Source organism: Nosocomiicoccus massiliensis (assembly GCF_000438455.1).
Taxonomy (GTDB): domain Bacteria; phylum Bacillota; class Bacilli; order Staphylococcales; family Salinicoccaceae; genus Nosocomiicoccus; species Nosocomiicoccus massiliensis.
Genome location: NZ_CAVG010000149.1, coordinates 1 through 23349, shown reverse-complemented (window position 1 = coordinate 23349; position 23349 = coordinate 1). Strand labels below are relative to the sequence as shown.

The 23349-nt window shown below is 38.0% G+C and carries 41 protein-coding genes; 37 read left to right on the top strand and 4 right to left on the bottom strand.

Annotated features, from left to right (window positions below):
* From TJ68_RS07845 to TJ68_RS07835, 4 genes are all read right to left on the bottom strand, one after another.
* The coding region (locus TJ68_RS07845) for a hypothetical protein (RefSeq protein WP_040929595.1) at positions 1-288 on the bottom strand (288 nt) is incomplete at its 3' end.
* Entirely contained in the window at positions 285-1448 is a 1164-nt protein-coding gene (locus TJ68_RS07840; protein WP_040929597.1) for an MFS transporter, read from the bottom strand. The genes TJ68_RS07845 and TJ68_RS07840, both read right to left, overlap by 4 nt.
* Before the next feature lie 8 nt (positions 1449-1456).
* Entirely contained in the window at positions 1457-1627 is a 171-nt protein-coding gene (locus tag TJ68_RS08610) for an SE1832 family protein (RefSeq protein ID WP_168161307.1), read from the bottom strand.
* 109 nt (positions 1628-1736) lie between these two features.
* Positions 1737-2390, bottom strand: coding sequence for a PepSY domain-containing protein (locus TJ68_RS07835; protein ID WP_040929594.1), 654 nt, complete (start codon positions 2388-2390; stop codon positions 1737-1739).
* A gap of 146 nt (positions 2391-2536) precedes the next feature.
* Between TJ68_RS07835 and TJ68_RS07830 the strand changes: the two genes are divergently transcribed.
* The 37 genes from TJ68_RS07830 to TJ68_RS07650 all read left to right on the top strand — a co-directional run bounded on the left by TJ68_RS07830 (position 2537) and on the right by TJ68_RS07650 (position 23348).
* Positions 2537-3871 carry an NCS2 family permease gene (locus TJ68_RS07830; RefSeq protein WP_040929593.1) on the top strand — a complete coding sequence of 445 codons (1335 nt, stop codon included), beginning with the start codon at positions 2537-2539 and terminating at the stop codon, positions 3869-3871.
* A gap of 267 nt (positions 3872-4138) precedes the next feature.
* Positions 4139-4447 carry a 30S ribosomal protein S10 gene (rpsJ, locus tag TJ68_RS07825; protein WP_040929592.1) on the top strand — a complete coding sequence of 103 codons (309 nt, stop codon included), beginning with the start codon at positions 4139-4141 and terminating at the stop codon, positions 4445-4447.
* A gap of 26 nt (positions 4448-4473) precedes the next feature.
* A complete protein-coding gene (gene rplC, locus TJ68_RS07820; RefSeq protein ID WP_040929591.1) occupies positions 4474-5130 on the top strand; it encodes a 50S ribosomal protein L3 in 657 nt (218 codons plus the stop codon).
* A gap of 20 nt (positions 5131-5150) precedes the next feature.
* A complete protein-coding gene (gene rplD, locus TJ68_RS07815) occupies positions 5151-5774 on the top strand; it encodes a 50S ribosomal protein L4 (RefSeq protein WP_040929590.1) in 624 nt (207 codons plus the stop codon).
* Positions 5774-6046 carry a 50S ribosomal protein L23 gene (gene rplW, locus TJ68_RS07810; RefSeq protein ID WP_040929589.1) on the top strand — a complete coding sequence of 91 codons (273 nt, stop codon included), beginning with the start codon at positions 5774-5776 and terminating at the stop codon, positions 6044-6046. Before rplD ends, rplW begins: the two co-directional genes overlap by 1 nt.
* Positions 6047-6085: 39 nt before the next feature.
* Positions 6086-6916 carry a 50S ribosomal protein L2 gene (gene rplB / locus TJ68_RS07805; protein ID WP_040929588.1) on the top strand — a complete coding sequence of 277 codons (831 nt, stop codon included), beginning with the start codon at positions 6086-6088 and terminating at the stop codon, positions 6914-6916.
* 61 nt (positions 6917-6977) lie between these two features.
* A complete protein-coding gene (gene rpsS, locus TJ68_RS07800; RefSeq protein WP_040929587.1) occupies positions 6978-7253 on the top strand; it encodes a 30S ribosomal protein S19 in 276 nt (91 codons plus the stop codon).
* A 21-nt stretch (positions 7254-7274) separates the two neighbouring features.
* Positions 7275-7643 carry a 50S ribosomal protein L22 gene (gene rplV, locus TJ68_RS07795; protein ID WP_040929586.1) on the top strand — a complete coding sequence of 123 codons (369 nt, stop codon included), beginning with the start codon at positions 7275-7277 and terminating at the stop codon, positions 7641-7643.
* A gap of 18 nt (positions 7644-7661) precedes the next feature.
* Complete coding sequence (rpsC, locus tag TJ68_RS07790) at positions 7662-8309, top strand: 30S ribosomal protein S3 (protein ID WP_040929585.1); 648 nt, start codon at positions 7662-7664, stop codon at positions 8307-8309.
* An 18-nt stretch (positions 8310-8327) separates the two neighbouring features.
* Positions 8328-8762: a 50S ribosomal protein L16 gene (gene rplP / locus TJ68_RS07785; protein ID WP_040929584.1), complete on the top strand. Its 435-nt coding sequence runs from the start codon at positions 8328-8330 to the stop codon at positions 8760-8762.
* Positions 8752-8961: a 50S ribosomal protein L29 gene (gene rpmC, locus TJ68_RS07780; protein ID WP_040929583.1), complete on the top strand. Its 210-nt coding sequence runs from the start codon at positions 8752-8754 to the stop codon at positions 8959-8961. Before rplP ends, rpmC begins: the two co-directional genes overlap by 11 nt.
* Before the next feature lie 19 nt (positions 8962-8980).
* On the top strand, positions 8981-9244 hold the full coding sequence (gene rpsQ, locus TJ68_RS07775; protein ID WP_040929582.1) for a 30S ribosomal protein S17: 264 nt from the start codon (positions 8981-8983) through the stop codon (positions 9242-9244).
* A gap of 32 nt (positions 9245-9276) precedes the next feature.
* Positions 9277-9645, top strand: coding sequence for a 50S ribosomal protein L14 (rplN, locus tag TJ68_RS07770; RefSeq protein ID WP_040929581.1), 369 nt, complete (start codon positions 9277-9279; stop codon positions 9643-9645).
* A gap of 33 nt (positions 9646-9678) precedes the next feature.
* Positions 9679-9987 carry a 50S ribosomal protein L24 gene (gene rplX, locus TJ68_RS07765; protein WP_040929580.1) on the top strand — a complete coding sequence of 103 codons (309 nt, stop codon included), beginning with the start codon at positions 9679-9681 and terminating at the stop codon, positions 9985-9987.
* 26 nt (positions 9988-10013) lie between these two features.
* Positions 10014-10553 carry a 50S ribosomal protein L5 gene (gene rplE, locus TJ68_RS07760; RefSeq protein ID WP_040929579.1) on the top strand — a complete coding sequence of 180 codons (540 nt, stop codon included), beginning with the start codon at positions 10014-10016 and terminating at the stop codon, positions 10551-10553.
* A gap of 15 nt (positions 10554-10568) precedes the next feature.
* On the top strand, positions 10569-10754 hold the full coding sequence (locus TJ68_RS07755) for a type Z 30S ribosomal protein S14 (RefSeq protein WP_040929578.1): 186 nt from the start codon (positions 10569-10571) through the stop codon (positions 10752-10754).
* Positions 10755-10786: 32 nt separating this feature from the next.
* Positions 10787-11185, top strand: coding sequence for a 30S ribosomal protein S8 (rpsH, locus tag TJ68_RS07750; RefSeq protein WP_040929577.1), 399 nt, complete (start codon positions 10787-10789; stop codon positions 11183-11185).
* A 21-nt stretch (positions 11186-11206) separates the two neighbouring features.
* Positions 11207-11743 (top strand): 50S ribosomal protein L6, encoded by a 537-nt coding sequence (gene rplF / locus TJ68_RS07745; protein ID WP_040929576.1) that lies wholly within the window; start codon positions 11207-11209, stop codon positions 11741-11743.
* A 24-nt stretch (positions 11744-11767) separates the two neighbouring features.
* Positions 11768-12130, top strand: a complete 363-nt coding sequence (rplR, locus tag TJ68_RS07740) for a 50S ribosomal protein L18 (RefSeq protein ID WP_040929575.1) — start codon at positions 11768-11770, stop codon at positions 12128-12130.
* A gap of 22 nt (positions 12131-12152) precedes the next feature.
* Complete coding sequence (rpsE, locus tag TJ68_RS07735) at positions 12153-12656, top strand: 30S ribosomal protein S5 (protein WP_040929574.1); 504 nt, start codon at positions 12153-12155, stop codon at positions 12654-12656.
* A gap of 15 nt (positions 12657-12671) precedes the next feature.
* Positions 12672-12851, top strand: a complete 180-nt coding sequence (gene rpmD, locus TJ68_RS07730; protein WP_040929573.1) for a 50S ribosomal protein L30 — start codon at positions 12672-12674, stop codon at positions 12849-12851.
* Between the two features lie 28 nt (positions 12852-12879).
* On the top strand, positions 12880-13317 hold the full coding sequence (gene rplO / locus TJ68_RS07725) for a 50S ribosomal protein L15 (protein ID WP_040929572.1): 438 nt from the start codon (positions 12880-12882) through the stop codon (positions 13315-13317).
* A complete protein-coding gene (secY, locus tag TJ68_RS07720) occupies positions 13317-14612 on the top strand; it encodes a preprotein translocase subunit SecY (RefSeq protein ID WP_040929571.1) in 1296 nt (431 codons plus the stop codon). Before rplO ends, secY begins: the two co-directional genes overlap by 1 nt.
* A gap of 28 nt (positions 14613-14640) precedes the next feature.
* Positions 14641-15288, top strand: coding sequence for an adenylate kinase (locus tag TJ68_RS07715; protein ID WP_040929570.1), 648 nt, complete (start codon positions 14641-14643; stop codon positions 15286-15288).
* Between the two features lie 108 nt (positions 15289-15396).
* On the top strand, positions 15397-15615 hold the full coding sequence (gene infA / locus TJ68_RS07710) for a translation initiation factor IF-1 (RefSeq protein ID WP_040929569.1): 219 nt from the start codon (positions 15397-15399) through the stop codon (positions 15613-15615).
* Between the two features lie 28 nt (positions 15616-15643).
* A complete protein-coding gene (gene rpmJ, locus TJ68_RS07705) occupies positions 15644-15757 on the top strand; it encodes a 50S ribosomal protein L36 (protein WP_029091518.1) in 114 nt (37 codons plus the stop codon).
* 21 nt (positions 15758-15778) lie between these two features.
* Positions 15779-16144 carry a 30S ribosomal protein S13 gene (gene rpsM / locus TJ68_RS07700; RefSeq protein ID WP_040929568.1) on the top strand — a complete coding sequence of 122 codons (366 nt, stop codon included), beginning with the start codon at positions 15779-15781 and terminating at the stop codon, positions 16142-16144.
* Positions 16145-16171: 27 nt separating this feature from the next.
* Positions 16172-16567 carry a 30S ribosomal protein S11 gene (rpsK, locus tag TJ68_RS07695; RefSeq protein ID WP_040929567.1) on the top strand — a complete coding sequence of 132 codons (396 nt, stop codon included), beginning with the start codon at positions 16172-16174 and terminating at the stop codon, positions 16565-16567.
* A 61-nt stretch (positions 16568-16628) separates the two neighbouring features.
* Positions 16629-17573, top strand: coding sequence for a DNA-directed RNA polymerase subunit alpha (locus TJ68_RS07690; RefSeq protein ID WP_040929566.1), 945 nt, complete (start codon positions 16629-16631; stop codon positions 17571-17573).
* A 19-nt stretch (positions 17574-17592) separates the two neighbouring features.
* Positions 17593-17970, top strand: coding sequence for a 50S ribosomal protein L17 (gene rplQ / locus TJ68_RS07685; protein ID WP_040929565.1), 378 nt, complete (start codon positions 17593-17595; stop codon positions 17968-17970).
* Positions 17971-18108: 138 nt separating this feature from the next.
* Positions 18109-18897, top strand: a complete 789-nt coding sequence (locus tag TJ68_RS07680; RefSeq protein WP_040929564.1) for an energy-coupling factor transporter ATPase — start codon at positions 18109-18111, stop codon at positions 18895-18897.
* Positions 18894-19748 carry an energy-coupling factor transporter ATPase gene (locus TJ68_RS07675; RefSeq protein WP_040929563.1) on the top strand — a complete coding sequence of 285 codons (855 nt, stop codon included), beginning with the start codon at positions 18894-18896 and terminating at the stop codon, positions 19746-19748. The genes TJ68_RS07680 and TJ68_RS07675 overlap by 4 nt, the downstream gene beginning before the upstream one ends.
* The gene (locus tag TJ68_RS07670) at positions 19741-20538 is read left to right on the top strand and encodes an energy-coupling factor transporter transmembrane component T family protein (RefSeq protein ID WP_040929562.1); all 798 of its coding nucleotides are present in this window, start codon (positions 19741-19743) and stop codon (positions 20536-20538) included. The genes TJ68_RS07675 and TJ68_RS07670 overlap by 8 nt, the downstream gene beginning before the upstream one ends.
* Positions 20535-21305, top strand: a complete 771-nt coding sequence (gene truA, locus TJ68_RS07665) for a tRNA pseudouridine(38-40) synthase TruA (RefSeq protein WP_040929561.1) — start codon at positions 20535-20537, stop codon at positions 21303-21305. Before TJ68_RS07670 ends, truA begins: the two co-directional genes overlap by 4 nt.
* 155 nt (positions 21306-21460) lie before the next feature.
* On the top strand, positions 21461-21898 hold the full coding sequence (gene rplM / locus TJ68_RS07660; RefSeq protein ID WP_040929560.1) for a 50S ribosomal protein L13: 438 nt from the start codon (positions 21461-21463) through the stop codon (positions 21896-21898).
* A 19-nt stretch (positions 21899-21917) separates the two neighbouring features.
* Positions 21918-22310, top strand: coding sequence for a 30S ribosomal protein S9 (gene rpsI, locus TJ68_RS07655; protein WP_040929559.1), 393 nt, complete (start codon positions 21918-21920; stop codon positions 22308-22310).
* Between the two features lie 399 nt (positions 22311-22709).
* The gene (locus TJ68_RS07650) at positions 22710-23348 is read left to right on the top strand and encodes an Abi family protein (protein ID WP_052327388.1); all 639 of its coding nucleotides are present in this window, start codon (positions 22710-22712) and stop codon (positions 23346-23348) included.
* Position 23349 lies beyond the last annotated feature (1 nt).

The window sequence follows — 23349 nt, the reverse complement described above, 5'->3', positions numbered from 1 at the left end:
AGCGAGAGCCATCGCTAATGTAAAGGCGTGTATTAAATATAAATGTCGATTATCATGTCTCACTTTAAATGCTGTAATTTCTATAGAAGAAATAATAGAGATTGCGAGTAATAACATCATATAATCATCAATGCCTTGGACAGGTAATAAGTTAGAAACCAACATACTTAAAAATCCGAGTCCCGACAACAGTCTAATGACAATTAAAAATTTCGCACGTAATCCATATATTGTGACAAACGCCACGAGTAAATAACTAATTAACATCATTATTGTTAAAAATGTCATGCAACTTGACCTCTTTTTCTATAATACTGGTAGATGAAGAACGTCGATAATAACACGAGAAGTGCACCAAACACAAACGGTACACCGTAGTGAATTAAGAATAGTATGTTGAAAAATATCGGTCCGACGATACGACCTAAACTATCTAGAGAATACGTCGTAGCTGTCATTTTACCAACTTCATTATGTCTTGCTTCTTTCGTAATTTGAGATGTCATTAATGTACGAACGAGCGCGTTACCTGACATTAATAAGACGATACAAATTCCTGCATAAAATAATCCTGTCATAAACGGCAACATAATAAATGCAATTAACGCCATCGCTTGACCGATAATCATCGCACCATATTCTTGGCCATCTTTTAACTTACGAATCACGCCACCTTGAATGATCGCGTTAAAAATTCCACCGATAAAGAACAGCACACCCATCTCTCCTGGTGTGATATCAATCTTTTCTTTACCGAGTAGCTGGAACGTGCTTTCCATACCACTCATCATAAACATAACGACAAACGTCGTAACGAGAAGTATACCAACAGGTTGAATAAAATAATCCTTTTGGACAGTGATTCCACGTTCAATCTCTGTATTCGAACGATATGTTTCTTGTATTTTCAACACAGAAAAGATAAGCGCAACGAAAATGATGATTGCCGTCATAAAAAATGGTGCTGAGACAGATACAGACGCGAGTAGACCACCGATACCTGGACCGAATACGAATCCGATACCCATTGCCATACCGATAAGACCCATGTATTTAGTACGTGTTTCAATAGATGTAATATCTGCGACCATTGAAGTTGTCGCGACATATAGTGCACCTGACGCCATACCTGCAATGAAACGGCTGATGTAAAGAACCGCAAGACTATTTGAGAAAATTGCAAATACTAAAAAACTTAACATAAATACAAATAGTCCGCCGATTAATAACGGTTTTCTACCGATACGGTCAGATAACGTTCCAAAAAATGGTGCAGATATAAAACTTGCAATCGAATAAATTGCGATAATGAAACCTAAGTGCAGAGTGCTCACACCAAATACGACGACTAACTCCGGCATAACAGGAATAATCATACTAAACCCAAAATAAATTAAAAACTGGATGAGCATAATAAATAAAATCTTCTCTTTTAAATTCTCTGTCATCGTTAACATCAACTGCCTTTTTTAATTTTATCTTTCGTCTCTTTGATCTCACGTTCAAGAGACTCTAACTGTTTCAGCATTTTATCTGGAGCTTGTCCAGTAGATTCGATTTTTTCTAAATCGCCTTGGATTCGGATGTAATCATATTTTAAAGTTTCTAAATGTTGTTTTAAATCCATGATTTCACCTCTAAATAATATGTAGTTATAGCTAATGATAGCACAAAAGCGCTTTACAGCTCTATGTAAAAAAGCAGGGAATCACTCCCTGCAACGAAATGTTTATAAATTAGTCATCACTTTCTACGAAATCTCCTGTATAAGCATCGACTTTAACATCGACGTCATTACCGTTGTCTTGAACGATTTCGATTTCATAATATAAATTACCGTCGTCAAAGTCGGTAGACCATTCTTTTACTTTACCATTCACATTATCTTTTGCGGTTTGAATCGCATCTTCAACTTTCACTAAGTCGCTATAATTAAAATACTTATTGTCGTCGTCATCATCTTCTGCTTCAGTTTCTTCTTTTACTACTGATAAATCATTGACGTCTAAGCTGACTTCATACTCTTCAGTGTCACTCTCTAGTTCGATTTTATATACATATTGGTTATTTTCTTTCGATACGCCGATATCAGTTAATTGTCCGTCAAAACGAGATTTTGCTTCATCGATCGCATCTTCAATTGATTTACTAAAGCTCGCCATATCGAGTTCATCGCCTTCGTTTGATGAAGTATTGTTTGTACTCTCATCTGATGAGCTGTCATTTTCAGAGTCGTTGTTTTCAGAGTCGTTATCATTTGTTGATTGTGTTGTTTCAGTTTGGTTTGATTCATTTTGGTCTGTCGCATCTTCATTATTATCATTGCCACATGCTGCAAGCGTTAGTGACGCTGCGATTAATAATGATGTGATTTTAAATTTAGTATTCATTAGACATTCCTCCCATGACTAACTATTGCCACAGTACTGAACATATAAACATAATTCGTTTTAAACATATTGCATTGTGTGCCTTTTAACGATAAAATTTATAGATAATTTAATTTCTATTATAAATAGAATAGAGAGAGTATAATATGAAACGATATTTTCAATTTGATGAGTTAGGTACAAATTATCGTCGTGAAGCCATTGGAGGAATCACAACATTTCTTTCGATGGCATATGTTTTAGCAGTTAACCCTGCAATGCTTAGTCTTGCAGGAGTCGAGGGTATTCCAGATGATATGCGTATGGATATTAACGCAGTATTTGTTGCGACGTGTCTCGCGGCATTTATCGGAACGTTTATTATGGGTGTTTGGGCGAGGTATCCAATCGCTTTAGCTCCTGGGATGGGGTTAAACGCATTTTTCGCGTTCTCTGTCGTACTTGGAATGGGAATTCCATGGCAAACAGCATTATCTGGTGTACTCGTATCCGGTGTACTATTTTTAATACTGACAGCATCTGGTGTTAGAGAATATGTAATCAATGCGATACCGATGGAAATGAAGATGGCCGTTAGTGCCGGAATTGGGTTTTTCATCGCGTTCGTTGGATTTAAAGGTGCCGGATTTATCGTTGCAGATGAAAACACGCTCGTACATATTGGTAACATTCATGATGCACACGTTATCCTTACAATATTTGGATTAGTGCTTTCAGTCATATTAATGGCGCGTAAAGTCCCAGGTGCTATTTTCATCGGGATGATTATTACCGCGATCGTCGGACTCGTATTTAACTTATTACCGATGCCTGAAGCGGTCGTGAGTAAAGTGCCAAGCATTGCGCCAACGTTCGGTGCAGCGTTTGAAGGATTTTTAAATCCCTCTGAGCTATTTAATGTACAGTTTTTAGTCGTTGTATTAACATTTTTATTTGTTGATTTCTTTGACACAGCGGGTACATTAGTTGGAATTGCGTCACAAGCGAATTTAATTAAAGATAATAAAATTCCACGTGCGAGTCGTGCACTTGCTGCAGACTCATTCGCAACAATTTCAGGAGCGATTCTAGGTACGTCAACGACGACGTCTTATGTCGAATCGACAGCAGGGGTAGCAGCTGGTGCGAGAACGGGATTTGCAAGTATCGTGACGTCACTACTATTTTTACTCGCGATATTCTTTAGTCCATTAATTGTCGTATTCACATCTGAAGTGACTGCACCTGCACTTATAATAGTAGGCGCATTAATGGCATCGAACTTAAGCAAAGTAGAGTGGACACGTTTCGAAGTGGCGGTACCTGCGTTTCTAACAGTAATAATGATGCCACTGACTTATAGTGTTGCAACAGGAATCGCGATTGGTTTTATCTTTTATCCTATTACAATGTTAGTTGCTGGTAGGAAAAAAGATATCCACCCGATCATGTACGTATTAGCAGTTATATTTATTCTTTATTTTATATTTATATTAAGATAAGATGTGCTTGATAAAAAAGAGTGAAAAAATCTCGGATAACCCTTGATTTCTTCGCTCTTTTAATGTATTATATATAGCGTTGGACTCAAAAAGTGACAGAAAAACTGTCAAGAACATTGCGAAACCCTTGATAAATAAGGGTTTTCTTGTTAAATCGATGAAGCGAGAGGTTACTGACACACCCGGCCCCATTGTCATGGCGGGTGCGTGAGAAAATTTTCGTGGAGAAGTCTATCAATAATGATGACGACCGAGGAGGTTAAAATAATGGCAAAACAAAAAATTCGTATTCGTTTAAAAGCGTATGAGCACAGAGTGCTTGATCAATCAGCGGAGAAAATCGTTGAAGCAGCAAAACGCTCTGGTGCGGAAGTTTCTGGGCCAATCCCACTTCCAACAGAGAAAACTGTTTACACAATCTTACGTGCGGTTCACAAGTACAAAGATTCACGTGAGCAGTTCGAACAACGTACGCACAAACGTCTTATCGACATTTTAAACCCTACACCAAAAACGGTAGATGCTTTAATGAGCTTAAACTTACCATCTGGTGTGGACATCGAAATTAAACTATAAATTAATATCAGGAGGTGCGACTTTCGATGACCAAAGGAATCTTAGGTAAAAAAGTAGGAATGACTCAAATCTTCGGAGAGAACGGAGAGCTAATTCCAGTAACAGTTATTGAAGCGGCAGGTAACGTTGTCCTTCAAAAGAAAACAGAAGAAGTAGACGGATATAATGCAGTACAAATTGGTTTTGATGACAAACAAGACTACAAACCAACTAGACGTACTAACAAATACGCAACTAAGGCTGAAATGGGCCACGTTAAAGCTTCAGGTGCAAACCCTAAGCGCTTCGTACGCGAATTCCGCAACCTAAACGTAGATGAATTCGACGTAGGTCAAGAAGTCAACGTAGATACATTTGAAGCTGGAGACATCGTAGATGTTACAGGAACATCTAAAGGTAAAGGTTTCCAAGGTAACATTAAACGTCACAACCAAGCTAAAGGACCATCAAGTCACGGTTCACGTTACCACAGACGCCCAGGTTCAATGGGTATGGTTGACCCATCACACGTTCTAAAAGGTAAAAACTTACCAGGACAGATGGGTGGCGAAAGAGTAACGCTTCAAAACTTAGAAGTAGTTATGGTTGACAACGAGCGCGGCGTAATTTTAGTAAAAGGTAACGTACCTGGACCTAAAAAAGGTTACGTACAAATTTCATCAGCAATTAAAGGTGATAACTAATATAGAAAGGAGGATATACAATGGCAAACGTAGATGTATTATCTATTGATGGTTCAAAAGTAAAAACGATCGAACTTAACGAAGAAGTTTTCGGAATTGAACCAAACCAACATGCATTATTCGAAGCAGTAACGCTTCAACGTGCATCATTAAGACAAGGTAATCACAAAGTTAAAAACCGTGGAGAAGTTCGCGGTGGTGGTAGAAAACCATTCAGACAAAAAGGAACAGGTAACGCACGTCAAGGTTCGATTCGTGAACCACACATGAGAGGCGGGGGCGTAGTATTCGGTCCAACTCCTAGAAATCACGGATTCAAAATGCCAAGAAAAGTTAGACGCTTAGCGTTACGTTCTGCATTATCAGTAAAAGTAAACGAAGGAGCATTAACAGTTGTAGATGCATTCACATTCGATGCACCTAAAACAAAAGAATTAGTTAAAGCTTTAGATAACTTAGATGCAGGTAGAAAGACACTCATCGTATTAGGTGAACAAGATGACAACGTTCTAAAATCAGGACGTAACGTCCCTGGAGTTACAGTTATCACTGCTTCAGGCCTAAACGTATTAGATATCCTTTCTGCAGATCGTGTAATTTTCACGGAAGATGCAATTACTAAAGCAGGGGAGGTACTTCTGTAATGGAAGCTAGAGACGTTATTAAGCGCCCAGTAATCACTGAGCGTTCAGCAGATTTAATGTCAGAGAACAAATACACGTTTGACGTAGATGTTAGAGCAACGAAAACACAAGTTAAACGTGCAGTTGAAGAAATCTTTGATGTAAAAGTTGAGAAAGTTAACATTATGAACGTAAAGCCTAAGAAAAAGCGTATGGGACGTTATCAAGGCTATACGAACAGAAGAAGAAAAGCGATTGTAAAATTAAGTGAAGGTTCTATTGAATTCTTCTAAAAATATTCGAAAGTTACCAATAAGGAGGTAAACAGTTAAATGGCGATTAAACATTATAAACCAACAACAAATGGTCGTCGTAATATGACGAGTCTGGATTATAAAGATTTAACTAAAACTAAACCAGAACGTTCATTATTAGAGCCACTTCCGAAAAAAGCTGGCCGTAACGCACAAGGAAAAATTACTGTTCGTCATAAAGGTGGCGGACATAAACGTCAGTACAGAGTCATTGACTTTAAACGTAACAAAGATGGAGTACCAGGACGTATCAAAACGATTGAATACGATCCAAACCGTTCAGCAAACATTGCACTTGTTCAATACTTAGATGGTGAGAAGAGATATATCCTTGCACCTAAAGGCATTGAAGTTGGACAAGAAATCATGAGTGGTAAAGATGCGGATATCAAATTAGGTAACGCATTAGAATTAGGCGATATACCTGTTGGTACAACTATCCACAACATCGAACTTAAACCAGGTAAAGGTGGGCAAATCGCTCGTTCTGCTGGTACATCAGCACAATTACTTGGTAAAGAAGGTAAATACGCAATCGTTCGTTTAAGCTCAGGCGAAATGCGCATGATCTTACTTACATGCCGTGCAACAGTCGGTTCTGTAGGAAACGAACAACATGAGCTTGTAAACGTAGGTAAAGCTGGTCGTTCTAGATGGGCTGGTAAGAGACCTACAGTTCGTGGTTCTGCGATGAACCCTAACGATCACCCACACGGTGGTGGTGAAGGTAGAACTGGAATCGGTATGCCATCTCCACTTTCTCCATGGGGTAAAAAGACTCTTGGTAAGAAAACTCGTAGAAACAAGAAGAAGTCTACTAAGTTAATCATTAGAAAACGTAAAAAATAATCAACATCATTAAATCGTGTGCGGTTCTCGCCGCACTGATTTCTTGAAGGGAGGCGCCAAAATGGCACGTAGTATTAAAAAAGGACCTTTTGTAGATGATCATTTAATGAAAAAGGTAGAAAACCTTAACGAATCAAATAAAAAGACTGTAATTAAAACTTGGTCACGTCGTTCAACAATCTTCCCACAATTCATCGGGCACACGATTGCTGTATATGACGGCCGTAAACACGTACCAGTTTATATTACTGAAGATATGGTTGGGCACAAACTCGGAGAGTTTGCTCCAACAAGAACTTTCAAAGGACACGGCGGTAAAGACGCTGTAACTCGATAACACCTAAAGGAGGAAATATACATGCAAGCGAAAGCAACAGCTAGAACAGTGCGTATCGCTCCACGTAAAGTACGTTTAGTGGTTGATCTCGTAAGAGGTAAAGAAGTTGGCGAAGCAGTCGCACTATTAAAGCTTACTAATAAAAGAGCTGCTGAAGTAGTAGAGAAGCTCATTTTATCAGCAGCGGCAAACGCTGAACATAACTACGACATGGATGTTGATAGCCTAATCGTTTCTGAAATTTATGCAAACGAAGGTCCAACGCTTAAACGTTTCCGCCCACGTGCACAAGGACGTGCAACTGGAATCAACAAACGTACGAGCCACATCACTGTTGTACTTACTGAAAAAGAAGAAGCAGTAGAAGAACAGGCTGAAGAAGCGAACTAATAAGAGGAGGGAATTACTTTGGGTCAAAAGATTAATCCAACGGGATTACGTATTGGTGTAATCAAAGATTGGGAAGCAAAATGGTACGCAGAGAACGACTTTGCTGACTTATTACACGAAGACTTAAAAATCCGTAAATATATTGATGAAAACCTTAAAGACGCAGCAGTATCACAAGTTATCATTGAACGTGCTGCAAATAGAGTAAACATTGCACTACACACTGGTAAACCAGGTATGGTTATCGGTAAAGGTGGTAGTGAGATCGAAAAATTACGTGAAGCACTTGTTAAGTTAACAGGTAAACGCGTGCACATTAATGTTATCGAAGTTAAAAACATCGACTTAGATGCGAAATTAGTAGCAGAAAACATTGCACGTCAACTTGAAAACCGTGTGTCATTCCGTAGAGCTCAAAAACAAGCGATTCAAAGAACGATGAGAGCAGGAGCTAAAGGTATTAAAACTTCTGTTGCAGGTCGTTTAGGTGGAGCGGACATCGCACGTGCAGAAGGGTACAGCGAAGGAACAGTACCACTACACACACTTCGTGCAGACATTGACTACGCACACGAAGAAGCAGACACTACTTACGGTAAGTTAGGTGTTAAAGTGTGGATTTACCGCGGTGAAGTTTTACCAGCAGTAAAGAACGAGAATAACTAAGAGAGGAGTACAAGAAGAATGTTATTACCAAAGAGAGTAAAATACCGTCGTCAACACCGTCCAAATTCTAAAGGACGTTCAAAAGGCGGTAATGAAGTAAACTTCGGCGATTACGGCTTACAAGCTACGACGTCTGCATGGATTACTGCACGTCAAATTGAAGCTGCACGTATCGCTATGACACGTTACATGAAACGTGGCGGTAAAGTATGGATCAACATTTTCCCGCACACGCCAATTACTAAAAAGCCATTAGAAGTTCGAATGGGTTCTGGTAAAGGTGCAGTAGAGCACTGGATCGCAAACGTTAAACCAGGACGCATCATGTTTGAAGTTGCAGGTGTAGATGAAGAGGTAGCTCGTGAAGCACTACGTCTTGCAAGTCACAAACTTCCAGTAAAAACAAAATTCGTTGTGAGAGAAGAATTAGGTGGTGATACGAATGAAGGCTAAGGAAATCCGTGAACTTACAAACGAAGAAATCGTAAATAACATTAAAGAACTTAAAGAAGAACTCTTCAACCTACGCTTTCAACTAGCTACTGGTCAGCTAGAAAACACTGCTCGTATCAAGGAAGTTAGAAAAACGATTGCGCGTATGAAAACGACAATCCGTGAAAGAGAAATTGAAGAAGCAAAAGCGAATCAATAATTTATAGGAGGTTTATATAATGGCAGAGAAAAATGAACGTAAAGTTTATCAAGGCCGTGTCGTTTCTGATAAGATGGACAAGACAATCACTGTACTTATTGAAACACACAAAAGACACCCAATTATTGGTAAACGCGTAAAATACTCTAAAAAGTACAAAGCTCATGACGAGCACAACAAAGCGAAATTAGGCGATATCGTAAAAATCGAAGCTACTCGCCCATTATCAGCTACTAAACGTTTCCGCTTAGTGGAAATCGTAGAGGAATCAGTAATTATCTAATCGTGTAGATATATAAAGGGAGGTAACCACGCATGATTCAACAAGAATCTCGTATGAAAGTTGCCGACAACTCTGGAGCTCGTGAAGTTTTAACGATCAAAGTACTTGGTGGTACTGGCCGTAAAACAGCGAACATTGGTGATGTTGTTGTTGCAACAGTAAAACATGCAACACCGGGTGGTGTTGTCAAGAAAGGTGACGTAGTTAAAGCAGTCATCGTTCGTACTAAAACAGGTATCCGTCGTGAAGATGGTTCATATATTAAATTTGATGAAAACGCATGTGTCATTATTCGTGACGACAAAAGTCCAAGAGGAACTCGTATATTTGGTCCAGTAGCACGTGAATTACGTGACGGCAACTTTATGAGAATTATCTCATTGGCACCAGAAGTATTATAATTTTAATATTAACTAAGGAGGTGCGATAAGACGATGCACGTAAAAACAGGCGACAAAGTTATTGTCATTAGCGGTAAAGATAAAGGTAAACAGGGAACTGTTTTAAGAGCTATCCCTAGAGAAGAACGTGTGGTAGTTGAAGGAGTAAACATGGTTAAGAAACACCAAAAACCTTCTCAATTAAATCCAGACGGAGGGATTTTAGAGACAGAAGCAGCAATTCACGTTTCTAACGTTATGCACGTTGATCCTGATTCAGGTGAACGCACTAGAATCCGTTATGAAGAAAAAGACGGAAAGAAAATTAGAGTAGCAGTTAAATCAGGTAAAGAAATTAAATAAGGTAACTCGGAAGGAGGACACATTTCGTGATTCGTTTAAAAGATAAATACAACGAGACAATCAAAGATGAACTCGTTAAGAAGTTTGAATACAGCTCTGTAATGCAAGCACCTAAAATCGACAAAATCGTAATCAACATGGGTGTTGGTGAAGCTGTACAAAACGCTAAAGTATTAGACACTGCTGTAGAAGAATTAACAGCAATTGCTGGTCAAAAACCACAAATTACAAAAGCAAAAAAATCAGTAGCAACATTCCGTTTACGTGAAGGTATGCCAATCGGTGCAAAAGTAACTTTACGTGGCGACAGAATGTATGATTTCTTAGATAAACTCATCTCAGTATCATTACCACGTGTAAGAGACTTCAGAGGTGTATCTAAAAAGGCATTCGACGGTCGTGGGAACTACACTTTAGGTGTTAAAGAACAAATCATCTTCCCAGAGATCGATTACGATAAAGTAACAAAAGTAAGAGGTATGGATATCGTTATTGTTACAACAGCAAACACAGACGAAGAGGCTCGTGAACTGTTAACACAATTTGGTATGCCATTCAAAAAGTAAAAAGGAGGCATATTCATGGCTAAAAAATCAATGATTGCGAAACAACAAAAACCGCAAAAATTCAAAGTAAGAGAATATACACGTTGTGAAAGATGTGGACGTCCACACTCAGTACTTCGCAAATTTAAACTTTGCCGTATCTGTTTCCGTGAACTCGCATATAAAGGTCAACTTCCAGGCGTCAAAAAGGCGAGCTGGTAATTCTATATAAATTGAAGGGAGGCATATTTTAGATGACTATATCAGATCCAATTGCAGATATGCTAACACGCATTAGAAATGCGAACATTGTTAAACATGAATCATTAGAGATTCCAGCGTCAAACATCAAAAGAGATATCGCTGAAATCCTTAAAAATGAAGGTTTCATCAAAAACGTAGAATATGTGGAGGATGACAAGCAAAATATCATCCGTGTATTCTTAAAATATAGTGAAAATGGCGAAAGAGTAATCACTGGACTTAAGAGAATTTCTAAACCAGGACTTCGCGTATACGCTAAAAAAGATGAATTACCAAAAGTACTTAACGGTTTAGGTGTTGCTTTAATTTCAACATCTGAAGGTGTAATTACAGATAAAGAAGCTCGTAACAAAAACGTTGGTGGAGAAGTACTCGCTTACGTTTGGTAATAACAATTAGGAGGTGCAAACATGAGCCGAATTGGTAACCGTATTATTGAAATTCCATCTGGCGTTACAGTAGACGTTGATGGATCTACATTTACAGTTAAAGGACCGAAAGGTGAACTTAAAAGAACTTTAAATGATGACTTAACTTATAAAATGGAAGACAACACAATCGTCGTTGAGCGTCCAGACGATTCAAACGCGATGCGTTCGATTCACGGAACAACACGTTCTTTACTAAACAACATGGTCGAAGGTGTATCACAAGGTTTTGTTAAAGAATTAGAATTAATCGGTGTTGGTTACCGTGCACAAATGCAAGGTAAGAAACTTGTATTAAACGTTGGACTTTCTCACCCAGTTGAATTCGAATCATCAGATACACTTTCAATTTCAGTTGATGGAAACACAAAACTTAAAATTGAAGGTATCGATAAAGAAGAGGTTGGAGCATTAGCTTCAAACATTCGTAAGGTACGTCCACCTGAGCCGTACAAAGGTAAAGGTATTCGTTACAAAGATGAGTACGTTCGTCGTAAAGAAGGTAAAACTGGTAAATAATTAAAATAGTGAGGAGGAACATAAATGATTTCTAAAATCGATAAAAATGCGGTACGTCGTAAAAGACATTTACGTGTACGTAAAAACATTTCAGGAACACCTGAAAGACCACGTCTTAACGTATACCGTTCTAATAAAAACATCTATGCACAACTTATCGATGATGTGAACTACAAAACATTAGCAAGTGCTTCAACACAAGATAAAGACTTCAGCGGTAAAAATGGTTCTAACAAAGAAGCAGCTGCAGAAGTTGGTAAATTAATTGCTGAACGTGGTAAAGCAGCGGGCGTCGAAACAGTTGTATTCGACCGCGGAGGTTATTTATATCACGGACGTGTAGCTGCATTAGCAGAATCTGCACGTGAAAACGGACTTAAGTTTTAATTGAAGGAGGCGAAACAATAAAATGGCTCGTAATCGTAGAGAAGAAAAACAAGAATTTGAAGAACGCGTAGTAACGATCAACCGTATCGCGAAAGTAGTTAAAGGTGGTAGACGTTTCCGTTTCTCTGCTTTAGTAGTAGTAGGGGACAGAAAAGGTCGCGTAGGATTCGGTCAAGGTAAAGCACAAGAGGTGCCAGAAGCAATCAAAAAAGCAATTGAAGCTGCTAAGAAAAACCTTGTTGAAGTACCAATCGTAGACGGAACTATTCCACACGAAATTAACGGACGCTTCAGCTCTGGTCACGTATTCATGAAACCAGCAGCTCCAGGTACTGGGGTTATCGCAGGTGGACCGGTACGTGCGGTATTAGAGTTAGCAGGTGTTACAGACGTATTAAGTAAATCGATCGGAACAAGTACTCCAGTAAACGTAGTACGTGCGACGATGACTGGTTTAGAAGAACTTAAAAATGTTGAAGACGTAGCTAGACTGCGTGGAAAAACTGTAGAAGAAATCTTAAATTAAGGGGGAGTATTCAAGATGGCTAAAGTTAAAGTTACCCTCGTAAGAAGTGTTATCGGTAGACCGGAAACACAAAAGAAGACAGTCGCTTCACTCGGTCTAAAGAAAATTAATTCTTCAATCGAGCTTGAAGATACTGCTCAATTAAGAGGACAAGTAGAAAAAGTTAAACACTTAGTTAAAGTAGAGAATATTTAATAAGTAATATAAAATAGGAGGTGCAATAATGAAATTACACGAACTTAAACCAGTTGAGGGCGCACGTAAATCACGTAAACGTGTTGGACGTGGTATGTCATCAGGTCATGGTAAAACTTCAGGCCGTGGACATAAAGGACAAAACGCTCGTACAGGTGGTGGCGTAGGATTAGTATTCGAAGGTGGTCAATTACCACTATTCCGTGCGATTCCTAAACGTGGTTTCACAAATATTAACCGTAAAAGTTATTCAGTCGTTAACATTAGCGATTTAAATAAATTTGAGGCTGGAACTATAGTTACACCTGAATTACTCGTTGAGTCAGGATTAGTTAAAAAGAATGTAGCAATTAAAATTCTTGGTAACGGAGAACTCAATGTTAAGTTAACTGTTCAAGCACACAAGTTTTCTGCTACGGCTAAAGAAGCGATTGAGGCTCAAGGCGGCACTGTAGAGGTGATCTAATGATCAGCAACGTTGTCAATTTCTTTAAGATCAAAGAAATCAGGCAGAAGATTGTATTTACACTTGCAATGCTTGTAATATTTAAAATTGGTACGTATATACCAGTTCCTGGCGTAGATCCGAGTGTGTTTGACACACAAGCTCAAGGTGGCGTACTAGACGTCATGAACACATTCGGTGGTGGGGCACTTAAAAACTTCTCTATTTTTGCAATGGGGATTATGCCTTACATCACTGCGTCAATCGTTACGCAGTTACTGCAAATGGACGTTGTACCAAAGTTTGCTGAATGGGCGCGACAAGGTGAAGTCGGACGACGTAAAATCGCTCAGTTTACGCGTTACTTTACAATCGTATTAGCATTTATTCAGTCGATTGGTATGTCATTTGCATTCAACCAAATGTTTGGTGGTACATTAATTAGTGATAACTCAGTGGGTTCATACCTAATTATCGCTATCGTACTAACAACAGGTACTGCATTTCTATTATGGCTTGGTGAACAAATCACTGAAAATGGCGTAGGTAACGGTATTTCTATCATTATCTTCGCTGGTATTTTAGGATCACTACCAAGTGCATTAATTCAATTTTATGAACAACAATTTGTTGGCGCACAAGACAATACGATGGCTGTGTTAACAGTAGTTGGTATGATTGTTGGTTTATTACTTCTTACTGCATTTGCGGTTTACGTTTTACAAGCGATTCGTAAAATTCCGATTCAGTATGCAAGAGGTAAAGGTCGTCAAGCAATGCTTGCACCACAAGCGACTTTCTTACCGCTAAAAGTTAACCCTGCAGGAGTTATCCCAGTTATCTTTGCGATGGCATTCTTAATGTTACCGCAATCTATATCACTATTTTTCCAAGATAAAGATTGGGCAATTAAATTTGCTGAAGCTGCAAATCCAGCGTCTAATATCGGATTAGTGATTTACATCATTCTCATCATCTTGTTTGCGTACTTCTATGCGTTTGTACAAGTAAACCCTGAGAAGATGGCAGATAACTTAAAAAACCAAGGCAGTTACATTCCTGGTATTCGTCCAGGGAAAAACACGCAGACTTACATTACAAATGTTTTATATAGACTCGTATTTGTAGGTTCAATATTCTTAGCGTTTATTGCAGTGTTACCAATACTGCTAACTCGATTAATGGATTTACCACAAACGATTCAGATCGGTGGTACAAGCCTACTCATCGTTATCGGGGTTGCGCTAGAAACTATGAAACAACTCGAAGCTCAAGCAGGACAAAGAGAGTACAGAGGGTTTAGACGCAATAGGTAAACACGTATAGATTAGTAGGAGGATATTCATGAATATCGTAATTATGGGATTGCCTGGAGCAGGTAAAGGTACACAGGCGACTGAAATCATTAAAAAATACCCAATTCCACATATTTCTACTGGTGATATGTTCCGTTTAGCAATTAAAAACGAAACTGAACTCGGTAAAGAAGCAAAATCTTACATGGATCGTGGAGAACTCGTTCCCGATGAAGTAACGATTGGAATTGTCAGAGAAAGATTATCTGAAAGTGACGCTAAAGAAGGTTTCTTATTAGATGGTTTCCCAAGAACTGTCTCACAAGCAGAAGCTTTAAATGAAATTATGGCTGAACTTGGTACTCAGATTGATAGCACATTATATATCGATGTTCCTGAAGAGGAACTCATGAACCGCCTAACAGGACGTCGTATCTGTGAGGTATGCGGTACGGTATATCACTTAGTGTTTAACCCGCCGAAAAAAGACGGTGTATGTGATCTTGAAGGTGGTAAATTATACCAACGTGAAGATGACAACCCAGAAACGGTTCAAAAAAGATTAAGTGTAAACATCAAGCAAACGAAACCACTACTTGATTTCTATGAGAAACAAGGTGTTTTATCTAAAGTAGATGGTGCGAGAGATATCGATGAAGTGTTTGCTGATGTCGATAAGATACTTGAAACACTTTAATATTCACCTTGAGTCTTTAGGTGAATATCTCATCAGTCCTTAAATATAAGTGGTTTCACCTGAAGACAAGCAAAACAAAGAGTTTAAACTGTAAAGGAGGAATATAAAGTGAGTAAAGAGGGCGTTATTGAATTAGAAGGTCTTGTCAAAGAGACATTACCAAACGCACAATTCAAAGTAGAACTTGAAAACGGCCATGAGATTACAGCTCATGTGTCTGGTAAAATTCGTATGAACTATATTCGAATCCTTCCTGGAGATAAAGTAACAGTTGAAATGTCACCGTATGACTTAACTAAAGGAAGAATCACTTATCGTTTTAAATAAGGACTCCAATTATTAAGGAGGTAACAAAATGAAAGTTAGACCATCAGTAAAACCAATTTGCGAAAAATGTAAAGTCATTCGTCGTAAAGGAAAAGTAATGGTAATTTGTGAGAATCCTAAGCATAAACAAAGACAAGGATAATAAATAACGGAGGTGTAAATAATGGCTCGTATAGCAGGAGTTGACATTCCACGTAATAAACGTGTAGTAATCTCATTAACTTATATTTACGGTATCGGTAAATCGAGATCTTCTGAAATTCTTAAAGAAGCAGGCGTTAACGAAGACACGCGTGTACAAGACTTAACAGAAGATGAGTTAAACAAAATTCGTGAAGTTGTAGACAACTACAAACTTGAAGGTGACTTACGCCGTGATGAAAACTTAGACGTTAAACGTCTTTTAGAAATCGCATCATACAGAGGTATCCGTCACCGTCGTGGCTTACCAGTTCGTGGTCAAAAGACTAAGAACAACGCGAGAACGCGTAAAGGTCCTAAGAAAACAATCGCGAACAAGAAGAAGTAATTAACAAGTAAGGGAGGAGTATTATAAATGGCTCGTAATCAATCACGTACATTACGTAAACGTAGAGTGAAGAAAAATGTTGAATCAGGAATTGCACACATTCGTTCAACATTCAACAATACAATTGTAACGATCACGGATGATTTCGGAAACGCACTATCATGGTCATCTGCTGGTGCATTAGGATTTAAAGGTTCTAAGAAATCTACTCCATTCGCAGCACAAATGGCTTCTGAAACTGCTTCTAAAGCGGCAATGGAACACGGTCTTAAAACTGTAGAAGTAACAGTAAAAGGACCTGGTGCAGGACGTGAATCTGCAATTCGTGCATTACAATCAGCTGGATTAGAGATTACATCTATTAAAGACGTAACTCCAGTTCCACACAACGGTTGTCGTCCACCAAAACGTCGTCGTGTATAATTAACGATGATAAAACACATTGCGCAATTAAACGGCGGTAATAGGGAGGAAAAAGTAAACAATGATTGAAATCGAAAAACCTAGAATTGAAACAGTAGAACTAACGGAAGATTCTAAGTTTGGTAAGTTTGTTGTAGAGCCTCTAGAAAGAGGATATGGAACAACGCTTGGGAACTCCTTACGTCGCATTCTTTTATCATCTTTACCTGGTGCGGCAGTAAAGACAGTCGAATTCGAAAACGTACTACATGAATTCTCAACAATTGAGAACGTCATCGAAGATGTTACAACAATCATCACAAACATTAAAAGTTTAGCGTTAAAAATCTATTCAGAAGAAGATAAAACGTTAGAAATTGATGTTACAGACGAAGGTGTTGTAACAGCAGGAGATATTATCCACGACAGTGACGTTGAGATTTTAAACCCAGAGTTAAAAATCGCAACAGTAGCAAAAGGTGGAGTCCTAAGAGTACGCATGATTGCTGGACGCGGACGCGGTTATGCTTTATCTGAAGCAAACAACAAAAGCGACCTACCAATCGGAGTAATTCCAGTAGACTCTATTTACACACCAGTAAAACGTGTCAACTACACAGTAGAAAGCACACGTGTCGGTCAAAATGCGAACTTCGATAAGTTAACATTAGATGTATGGACAGACGGATCAATTACACCGCTTGAATCTATTTCACTGGGTGCAAAAATCTTAACTGAACATTTAAACATCTTTGTCGACTTAACAGACGAAGCGCAAAATGCTGAAATTATGGTGGAAAAAGAAGAAGACCAAAAAGAAAAAGTACTTGAAATGTCTATCGAAGAACTCGACTTATCTGTACGTTCTTACAACTGCTTAAAACGTGCAGGCATTAACTCAGTTCAAGAGTTAACAGAGAAAACAGAAGCAGACATGATGAAAGTACGAAATCTAGGACGTAAGTCTTTAGACGAAGTTAAAAATAAATTAGATGATCTTGGATTAGATTTACGCCAAGAAGATTAATTAAAGAGGAGGTATAAGAATGGCTTACAGAAAACTCGGTCGCGACTCAGCACACAGAAAATCTATGCTTAGAAACCTTGCGACATCATTAATCGTTGAAGAACGCATCGTTACAACAGAAAAGCGTGCGAAAGAGCTACGTAAAGTTGTAGATCGTCTTGTAACTTTAGGTAAGCGTGGAGACGTAGCATCTAGACGTCGTGCTGCTGAAACGGTACAAAACGTAACGTTAGTAAACGAAGATGGTTCAACAACAACTGCATTACAAAAATTATTTGATGATATCGCACCTCGTTTTGAAGAACGTCAAGGTGGATACACAAGCATTAAAAAACTTGGTGAGCGTCGTGGAGACGGTGCAGAACAAGTGATTATTGAATTTGTTGAGGGTGCTTAAACCTCTTATAAAGCAGTATGAGTGTTACGATAGATTTACTTCTGTCTAGCTCTTAAGTATCCTGCAAAACTATGAATTGCGCGACTCTTTTGCAGGGTACGCGCTTTTTTATTTAACTATTTTAAAGAAGGTGGAAATATGATTTCACTTAAAAATGTTTCATACAAATATAGCCACAGCAGTCGATACGCATTGAATCATATTTCTATCGACTTTAATAAATCAGAATTTGTTTCAATTATTGGGCATAACGGTTCTGGTAAAAGTACGTTAGTAAAAATCATAATGGGTATACTCATTCCAACTGAAGGTGATGTGTATATCGATAGAGAAAAAGTGACAGAAGACAATTTCCAAGACATTCGCGAAAAATTTGCAATCGTGTTTCAAAATCCGGATAACCAGTTTGTCGGAGCGACGGTTGAAGATGATGTTGCGTTTGGGTTAGAAAATCGCGGTGTTCCACATGAAACAATGAAAGACAAAGTGGAGTCTGCTTTAAGAGAAGTCGGTATGTGGGAGTTTAGAACACATGAACCGCATCGTCTTTCTGGTGGTCAAAAGCAACGTGTTGCCATTGCAGGGGCACTTGTGACGGATCCAGACGTGTTAATTATGGATGAATCGACGTCGATGTTAGATCCGACTGGTAGAAGGGATATTTTATCTTTACTTAAAAACATACATAAAACGAGAGAGACGACGATCATTTACATTACGCATGACTTAACTGAAATTGAAGACAGTGATTACGCATATGTGATGCGTGATGGTAAAATTCGTAGCGAAGGTCAAGTGTATGAAATCTATCAAGACACGGATGTGTTAAAAGAGAGCAATTTAGTGCTTCCATTTAATATTGAGTTATCCGAAGCGTTAATGAACGGCGAATATATGTCATACGAAGAGTTGGTGGAACGTCTATGAATATAAGTCTAGAGAACGTTACAATAGTCTACCAAAGGAAAACACCATTTGAATTTAAAGCGTTAAATAACATCACGACACAATTTGAACAAGGTAAATTTTACGGTGTCATCGGACATACAGGTAGTGGGAAGTCAACGCTCGTACAAATGTTAAATGGACTTATTTTACCGACAGAAGGAGAAGTCCAAGTCGGTGAACATGTATTAACTAGAAAAGCGAAATATAAAATCATTCACGACGTTAAAAAACGTGTGGGGATCGTCTTTCAGTTCCCTGAACACCAGCTGTTCGATGAAACGGTCCTTAAAGACGTTTCATTTGGACCGATGAATATGGGAAAGTCTAAAGAGGAAGCAGAAGCGATAGCTAAAAAATATTTAGAACTTTTAAATGTCGATGAATCATTATTTGATCAGTCACCGTTTGATTTATCTGGCGGGCAAATGCGTAAAATTGCGCTCGCAGGTATACTATCGATGGAACCTGACGTGCTTATATTAGACGAACCAACGGCAGGACTAGATCCACTCAGCCATATTAAAACGATGGAGTTATTTAAATCGTTACACGAGACGCTCGGGATCACAGTCATACTCGTCACGCACGATATGAATGACGTGTTTAACTATACTGATGAGGTTAAAGTACTTTCTAAAGGACATCTCGTCGCTGAAGGGGATACGCATGAACTCTTACAAGATGAAGCACTCTTAAAAGAGTATCAACTAGAAGTTCCAAACGTCGTACGCCTCGTTCATGATTTACGTAAAAAAGGATATACGTTAGACGAAATGCCTCAAAACATACAGTCTTTTATACGTATGTATAAGGGGGTATTCGATGTTTGATTCGATGCTACTTGGTCGTTATATTCCTGGTGATAGTGTCATTCATAAACTCGATGCACGTGCGAAATTAATCGCGACGGCACTATTTATGATTATCGTGTTTTTTGCGAATAACTTAGTGACGTACTTACTTTTAATTGCCTTTGTACTCATCATTTTAAAGCTCGCAAAACTCGGTATTATGTTTGTATTAAACGGGCTTAAGATCATATTCGTACTACTCATATTTACGTTTTTAATGCACCTATTCTTAACAAAAGGCGGTCCGGTACTCGTCGATGCTAAAATATTTACGATTGAGTTAGAAGGGTTGATCAGAGGTTTATATATATCTACGAGACTCATTATGCTCGTCATCGTAACGACGATTATGACACTGACGACAAGTCCGATTTCATTAACTGACGGCTTAGAAAAGCTCGCATCACCGTTGAAAGTGTTTAAAGTGCCTGTTCATGAAATCGCAATGATGACTTCGATAAGTTTAAGATTTATACCGACGTTAATGGATGAGACCGATAAAATAATAAAAGCACAATCATCAAGAGGATCGACATTTATGACAGGTCCAGTAAAAGACCGTATAAAAGCACTCATTCCTATCGTCATACCACTATTTATATCTGCGTTTCAAAGAGCAGAAGATATGGCTGTTGCAATGGAAGTAAGAGGCTATAAGGGAGACGAAGGACGTACACACTACCGACTCCTTATATGGCATAAAAGAGACACGATTGCGCTTATTATATTAGTACTATTTGGAGTACTACTGTGGGTGTTAAGAACATGACACGTATATTATTAAAAATAACGTATAACGGTAAAGAATTTGATGGTTGGCAGTATCAGCAAAATCGTCGTACTGTTCAAGGTGAAATTGAGCGTGCATTAAAATCTGTGCACCGTGAATTTATAAGAATTCACCCAGCGTCACGTACAGATAAGCACGTTCATGCACTTGAACAATACGCACACTTTGACACGACACTCGATATCGACCCGGAGAAATGGGCGTTTATATTAAACAACAAACTTTCAGGAGACGTCCGTATTATAGAGTCTAAAGAAATCGACACGGACTATCACGTAAGGTATCACTCGAAAGGAAAAGTATACCGGTACAAAATGTACTTCGGCGAATCATCTCCTTTTAAATACGGTCTAGAAACACACGTGAAAGATGAATTAAACATCGACAGAATGCGTGAAGCGGCAGAGTACTTTATCGGCACACATGACTTTACAAGTTTCTCGAGTGCAAAAACTGTCATTGAAAACAAAGTGAGAAATATATACAAACTCGATATAATCGAAACGACAAACGGATTAGAAGTCGTCATTATGGGGTCAGGATTTTTATATAACATGGTGCGAATTATCGTATCTTATTTACTTGAAGTCGGTAAAGGGAATAGAGAACCAAAATCTACAAAAGAAAACATTGAAAACAAAGACCGAACGCAAAATCCAAAAGTTGCACCAGCAGGTGGATTATATTTAGAGCGTATATTTTTAACAGAAGAAGAACAACACGATTATTTAAAAGAAAACACGTGATACCGTTGACTTTTAACGTAAAGGTGCGTTATAATTACTAACGGTATAAATTTATATCACACACTGATAAGCCCCGGAACTTATCTTTTGTAAGATATAAGATGAACAATTAAATTAGAAAATTAGAAACTTTTTTTATTTTGGAGGGCAAAACAATGCGTCAAACATTTATGGCTAACGAGTCAAACATTGAGCGTAAATGGTACGTAATTGATGCTGAAGGACAAACTTTAGGTCGTCTTTCAACAGAAGTTGCATCAATCTTACGTGGTAAACATAAACCAACATACACGCCACACGTTGACACTGGTGACTACGTGATCATCATCAACGCTGGTAAAGTTGAATTAACAGGAAACAAATTAAGTCAAAAAGTATACTACAGACACACTGGTCACCCAGGTGGAATTAAAGAAGTAACAGCTGGAGAGTTAAGAGAAACTTACCCAGTTCGTTTAATCGAAAAATCTGTAAAAGGTATGCTACCTAAAAACTCTTTAGGTGACAAACAACTTAGCAAATTATTCGTATATGAAGCAGACACGCATCCACATGCGGCACAACAACCTGAAAACTACGAGTTACGTGGTTAAGGATTAGGAGGTAAACACATTGGCTAAAGTAGAATATAGAGGAACTGGACGTCGTAAAAAGTCAATCGCACGTGTACGTCTTGTACCAGGTGAAGGTAACGTAACGATCAACAATCGTGACATGAGAGAATACCTTCCATTTGAAAGCTTAATCTTAGACTTAAACCAACCATTCGCTGTTACTGAAACAGAAGGTAACTACGATGTATTAGTAAACGTACACGGTGGTGGATTCACAGGACAAGCTCAAGCAATCCGTCACGGAATTGCACGTGCATTATTAGAAGCAAACCCTGAACACCGCGCTGAATTAAAACGTGCTGGTCTCTTAACACGTGACCCACGTATGAAAGAGCGTATGAAACCAGGTCTTAAGAAAGCTCGTAAAGCACCACAATTCTCTAAACGTTAATCTTGTTAATATATCAACAGTTCGAAGCACTTCTCGAGAAATCGGGGAGTGCTTTTTTGTGTTAATAAGGTTTATGGGTAAGCTAACGTGCAAAACTCTTCTGAGAATCGAAGGTAAGAGATTTATGTTAATTACTTACTATTCTTATTGAAATAAGATATCGTTCACCTTAAGATTTATCTAGTTGAATTGATCCAAAAATTTCCTTTTAATATACATGAAGATATTAAAAGGAAATTAGGATTTAAAAGTATACTAATAAACATGATATATTTAAAGGAATACTTATATATTGACATTGTGTTATATTATAAGTAATATTGAGATGAAGTATAGCTGCGGGACTCCTAAGGGAGCCGTTTGCGGAAGACATCTCAAATTATGGAGGTGTCTTTTTTTATGAAATTCTTTAAGACAATTGATGAACAAATAGAAATTTTAAAAAGTAGAGGATTAATACTCGATGAATCTGATAATTATAAAAAAGTAAAACAGTACCTACTAACTAATAATTATTATGATGTCATTAATGGATATGCACGATATTTCTTGAAAAATACAAACTCATTCGAGGATAATGTAACTTTTAATGAGATAACCTTTTTATATGAATTTGATACAGCAATACGAAATACATTATTTAACTCTATAATATTAGCAGAAAAGCACCTTAGAGGACTTGTAGCATATTACATCAGTGAAGAATGCCATAAGCAAGGTAATATAGAATTTTATAAAGAAAAAAACTTTTATAAAAAGGATCCTTTTTATTTAAGACAAAAAATATGGAAAATAATTGATAATAATAAAAATTCTAGACATAATAATTCAATTCGCCACCATTATTTGAAATATCAATGTGTTCCGTTTTGGGTTATAGTTAATTATCTTACTTTTAAAGATATATATGAAATTCTAGTTAGAGTCCCAACTATACAAAACAAAGTTGCAAAAGATTTATTGAGTTTCATACAAGAACATCTAGATATCAATAAATATCTGTTCACTCCAGAAAGTTTTATTAAGTTTTATTTATAAC

Bases quoted from the DNA above. Each gene is read 5' to 3' on its own strand.
- rpmD (WP_040929573.1), top strand. From the start codon at position 12,672: ATGGCTAAAGTTAAAGTTACCCTCGTAAGAAGTGTTATCGGTAGACCG.
- TJ68_RS07675 (WP_040929563.1), top strand. From the start codon at position 18,894: ATGAATATAAGTCTAGAGAACGTTACAATAGTCTACCAAAGGAAAACA.
- rplF (WP_040929576.1), top strand. From the start codon at position 11,207: ATGAGCCGAATTGGTAACCGTATTATTGAAATTCCATCTGGCGTTACA.
- rplC (WP_040929591.1), top strand. From the start codon at position 4,474: ATGACCAAAGGAATCTTAGGTAAAAAAGTAGGAATGACTCAAATCTTC.
- TJ68_RS07835 (WP_040929594.1), bottom strand. From the start codon at position 2,390: ATGAATACTAAATTTAAAATCACATCATTATTAATCGCAGCGTCACTA.
- rpsM (WP_040929568.1), top strand. From the start codon at position 15,779: ATGGCTCGTATAGCAGGAGTTGACATTCCACGTAATAAACGTGTAGTA.
- TJ68_RS07650 (WP_052327388.1), top strand. From the start codon at position 22,710: ATGAAATTCTTTAAGACAATTGATGAACAAATAGAAATTTTAAAAAGT.
- TJ68_RS07680 (WP_040929564.1), top strand. From the start codon at position 18,109: ATGATTTCACTTAAAAATGTTTCATACAAATATAGCCACAGCAGTCGA.
- rplW (WP_040929589.1), top strand. From the start codon at position 5,774: ATGGAAGCTAGAGACGTTATTAAGCGCCCAGTAATCACTGAGCGTTCA.
- rplV (WP_040929586.1), top strand. From the start codon at position 7,275: ATGCAAGCGAAAGCAACAGCTAGAACAGTGCGTATCGCTCCACGTAAA.
- rplP (WP_040929584.1), top strand. From the start codon at position 8,328: ATGTTATTACCAAAGAGAGTAAAATACCGTCGTCAACACCGTCCAAAT.
- rpmJ (WP_029091518.1), top strand. From the start codon at position 15,644: ATGAAAGTTAGACCATCAGTAAAACCAATTTGCGAAAAATGTAAAGTC.
- TJ68_RS08610 (WP_168161307.1), bottom strand. From the start codon at position 1,627: ATGGATTTAAAACAACATTTAGAAACTTTAAAATATGATTACATCCGA.
- TJ68_RS07690 (WP_040929566.1), top strand. From the start codon at position 16,629: ATGATTGAAATCGAAAAACCTAGAATTGAAACAGTAGAACTAACGGAA.
- rplX (WP_040929580.1), top strand. From the start codon at position 9,679: ATGCACGTAAAAACAGGCGACAAAGTTATTGTCATTAGCGGTAAAGAT.
- rpmC (WP_040929583.1), top strand. From the start codon at position 8,752: ATGAAGGCTAAGGAAATCCGTGAACTTACAAACGAAGAAATCGTAAAT.
- rplR (WP_040929575.1), top strand. From the start codon at position 11,768: ATGATTTCTAAAATCGATAAAAATGCGGTACGTCGTAAAAGACATTTA.
- rpsH (WP_040929577.1), top strand. From the start codon at position 10,787: ATGACTATATCAGATCCAATTGCAGATATGCTAACACGCATTAGAAAT.
- TJ68_RS07715 (WP_040929570.1), top strand. From the start codon at position 14,641: ATGAATATCGTAATTATGGGATTGCCTGGAGCAGGTAAAGGTACACAG.
- rpsK (WP_040929567.1), top strand. From the start codon at position 16,172: ATGGCTCGTAATCAATCACGTACATTACGTAAACGTAGAGTGAAGAAA.
- rpsJ (WP_040929592.1), top strand. From the start codon at position 4,139: ATGGCAAAACAAAAAATTCGTATTCGTTTAAAAGCGTATGAGCACAGA.
- rplB (WP_040929588.1), top strand. From the start codon at position 6,086: ATGGCGATTAAACATTATAAACCAACAACAAATGGTCGTCGTAATATG.
- rplQ (WP_040929565.1), top strand. From the start codon at position 17,593: ATGGCTTACAGAAAACTCGGTCGCGACTCAGCACACAGAAAATCTATG.
- truA (WP_040929561.1), top strand. From the start codon at position 20,535: ATGACACGTATATTATTAAAAATAACGTATAACGGTAAAGAATTTGAT.
- TJ68_RS07670 (WP_040929562.1), top strand. From the start codon at position 19,741: ATGTTTGATTCGATGCTACTTGGTCGTTATATTCCTGGTGATAGTGTC.
- TJ68_RS07840 (WP_040929597.1), bottom strand. From the start codon at position 1,448: ATGACAGAGAATTTAAAAGAGAAGATTTTATTTATTATGCTCATCCAG.
- rplD (WP_040929590.1), top strand. From the start codon at position 5,151: ATGGCAAACGTAGATGTATTATCTATTGATGGTTCAAAAGTAAAAACG.
- rpsE (WP_040929574.1), top strand. From the start codon at position 12,153: ATGGCTCGTAATCGTAGAGAAGAAAAACAAGAATTTGAAGAACGCGTA.
- rpsQ (WP_040929582.1), top strand. From the start codon at position 8,981: ATGGCAGAGAAAAATGAACGTAAAGTTTATCAAGGCCGTGTCGTTTCT.
- secY (WP_040929571.1), top strand. From the start codon at position 13,317: ATGATCAGCAACGTTGTCAATTTCTTTAAGATCAAAGAAATCAGGCAG.
- TJ68_RS07830 (WP_040929593.1), top strand. From the start codon at position 2,537: ATGAAACGATATTTTCAATTTGATGAGTTAGGTACAAATTATCGTCGT.
- TJ68_RS07755 (WP_040929578.1), top strand. From the start codon at position 10,569: ATGGCTAAAAAATCAATGATTGCGAAACAACAAAAACCGCAAAAATTC.
- rplO (WP_040929572.1), top strand. From the start codon at position 12,880: ATGAAATTACACGAACTTAAACCAGTTGAGGGCGCACGTAAATCACGT.
- rplM (WP_040929560.1), top strand. From the start codon at position 21,461: ATGCGTCAAACATTTATGGCTAACGAGTCAAACATTGAGCGTAAATGG.
- rpsS (WP_040929587.1), top strand. From the start codon at position 6,978: ATGGCACGTAGTATTAAAAAAGGACCTTTTGTAGATGATCATTTAATG.
- rplN (WP_040929581.1), top strand. From the start codon at position 9,277: ATGATTCAACAAGAATCTCGTATGAAAGTTGCCGACAACTCTGGAGCT.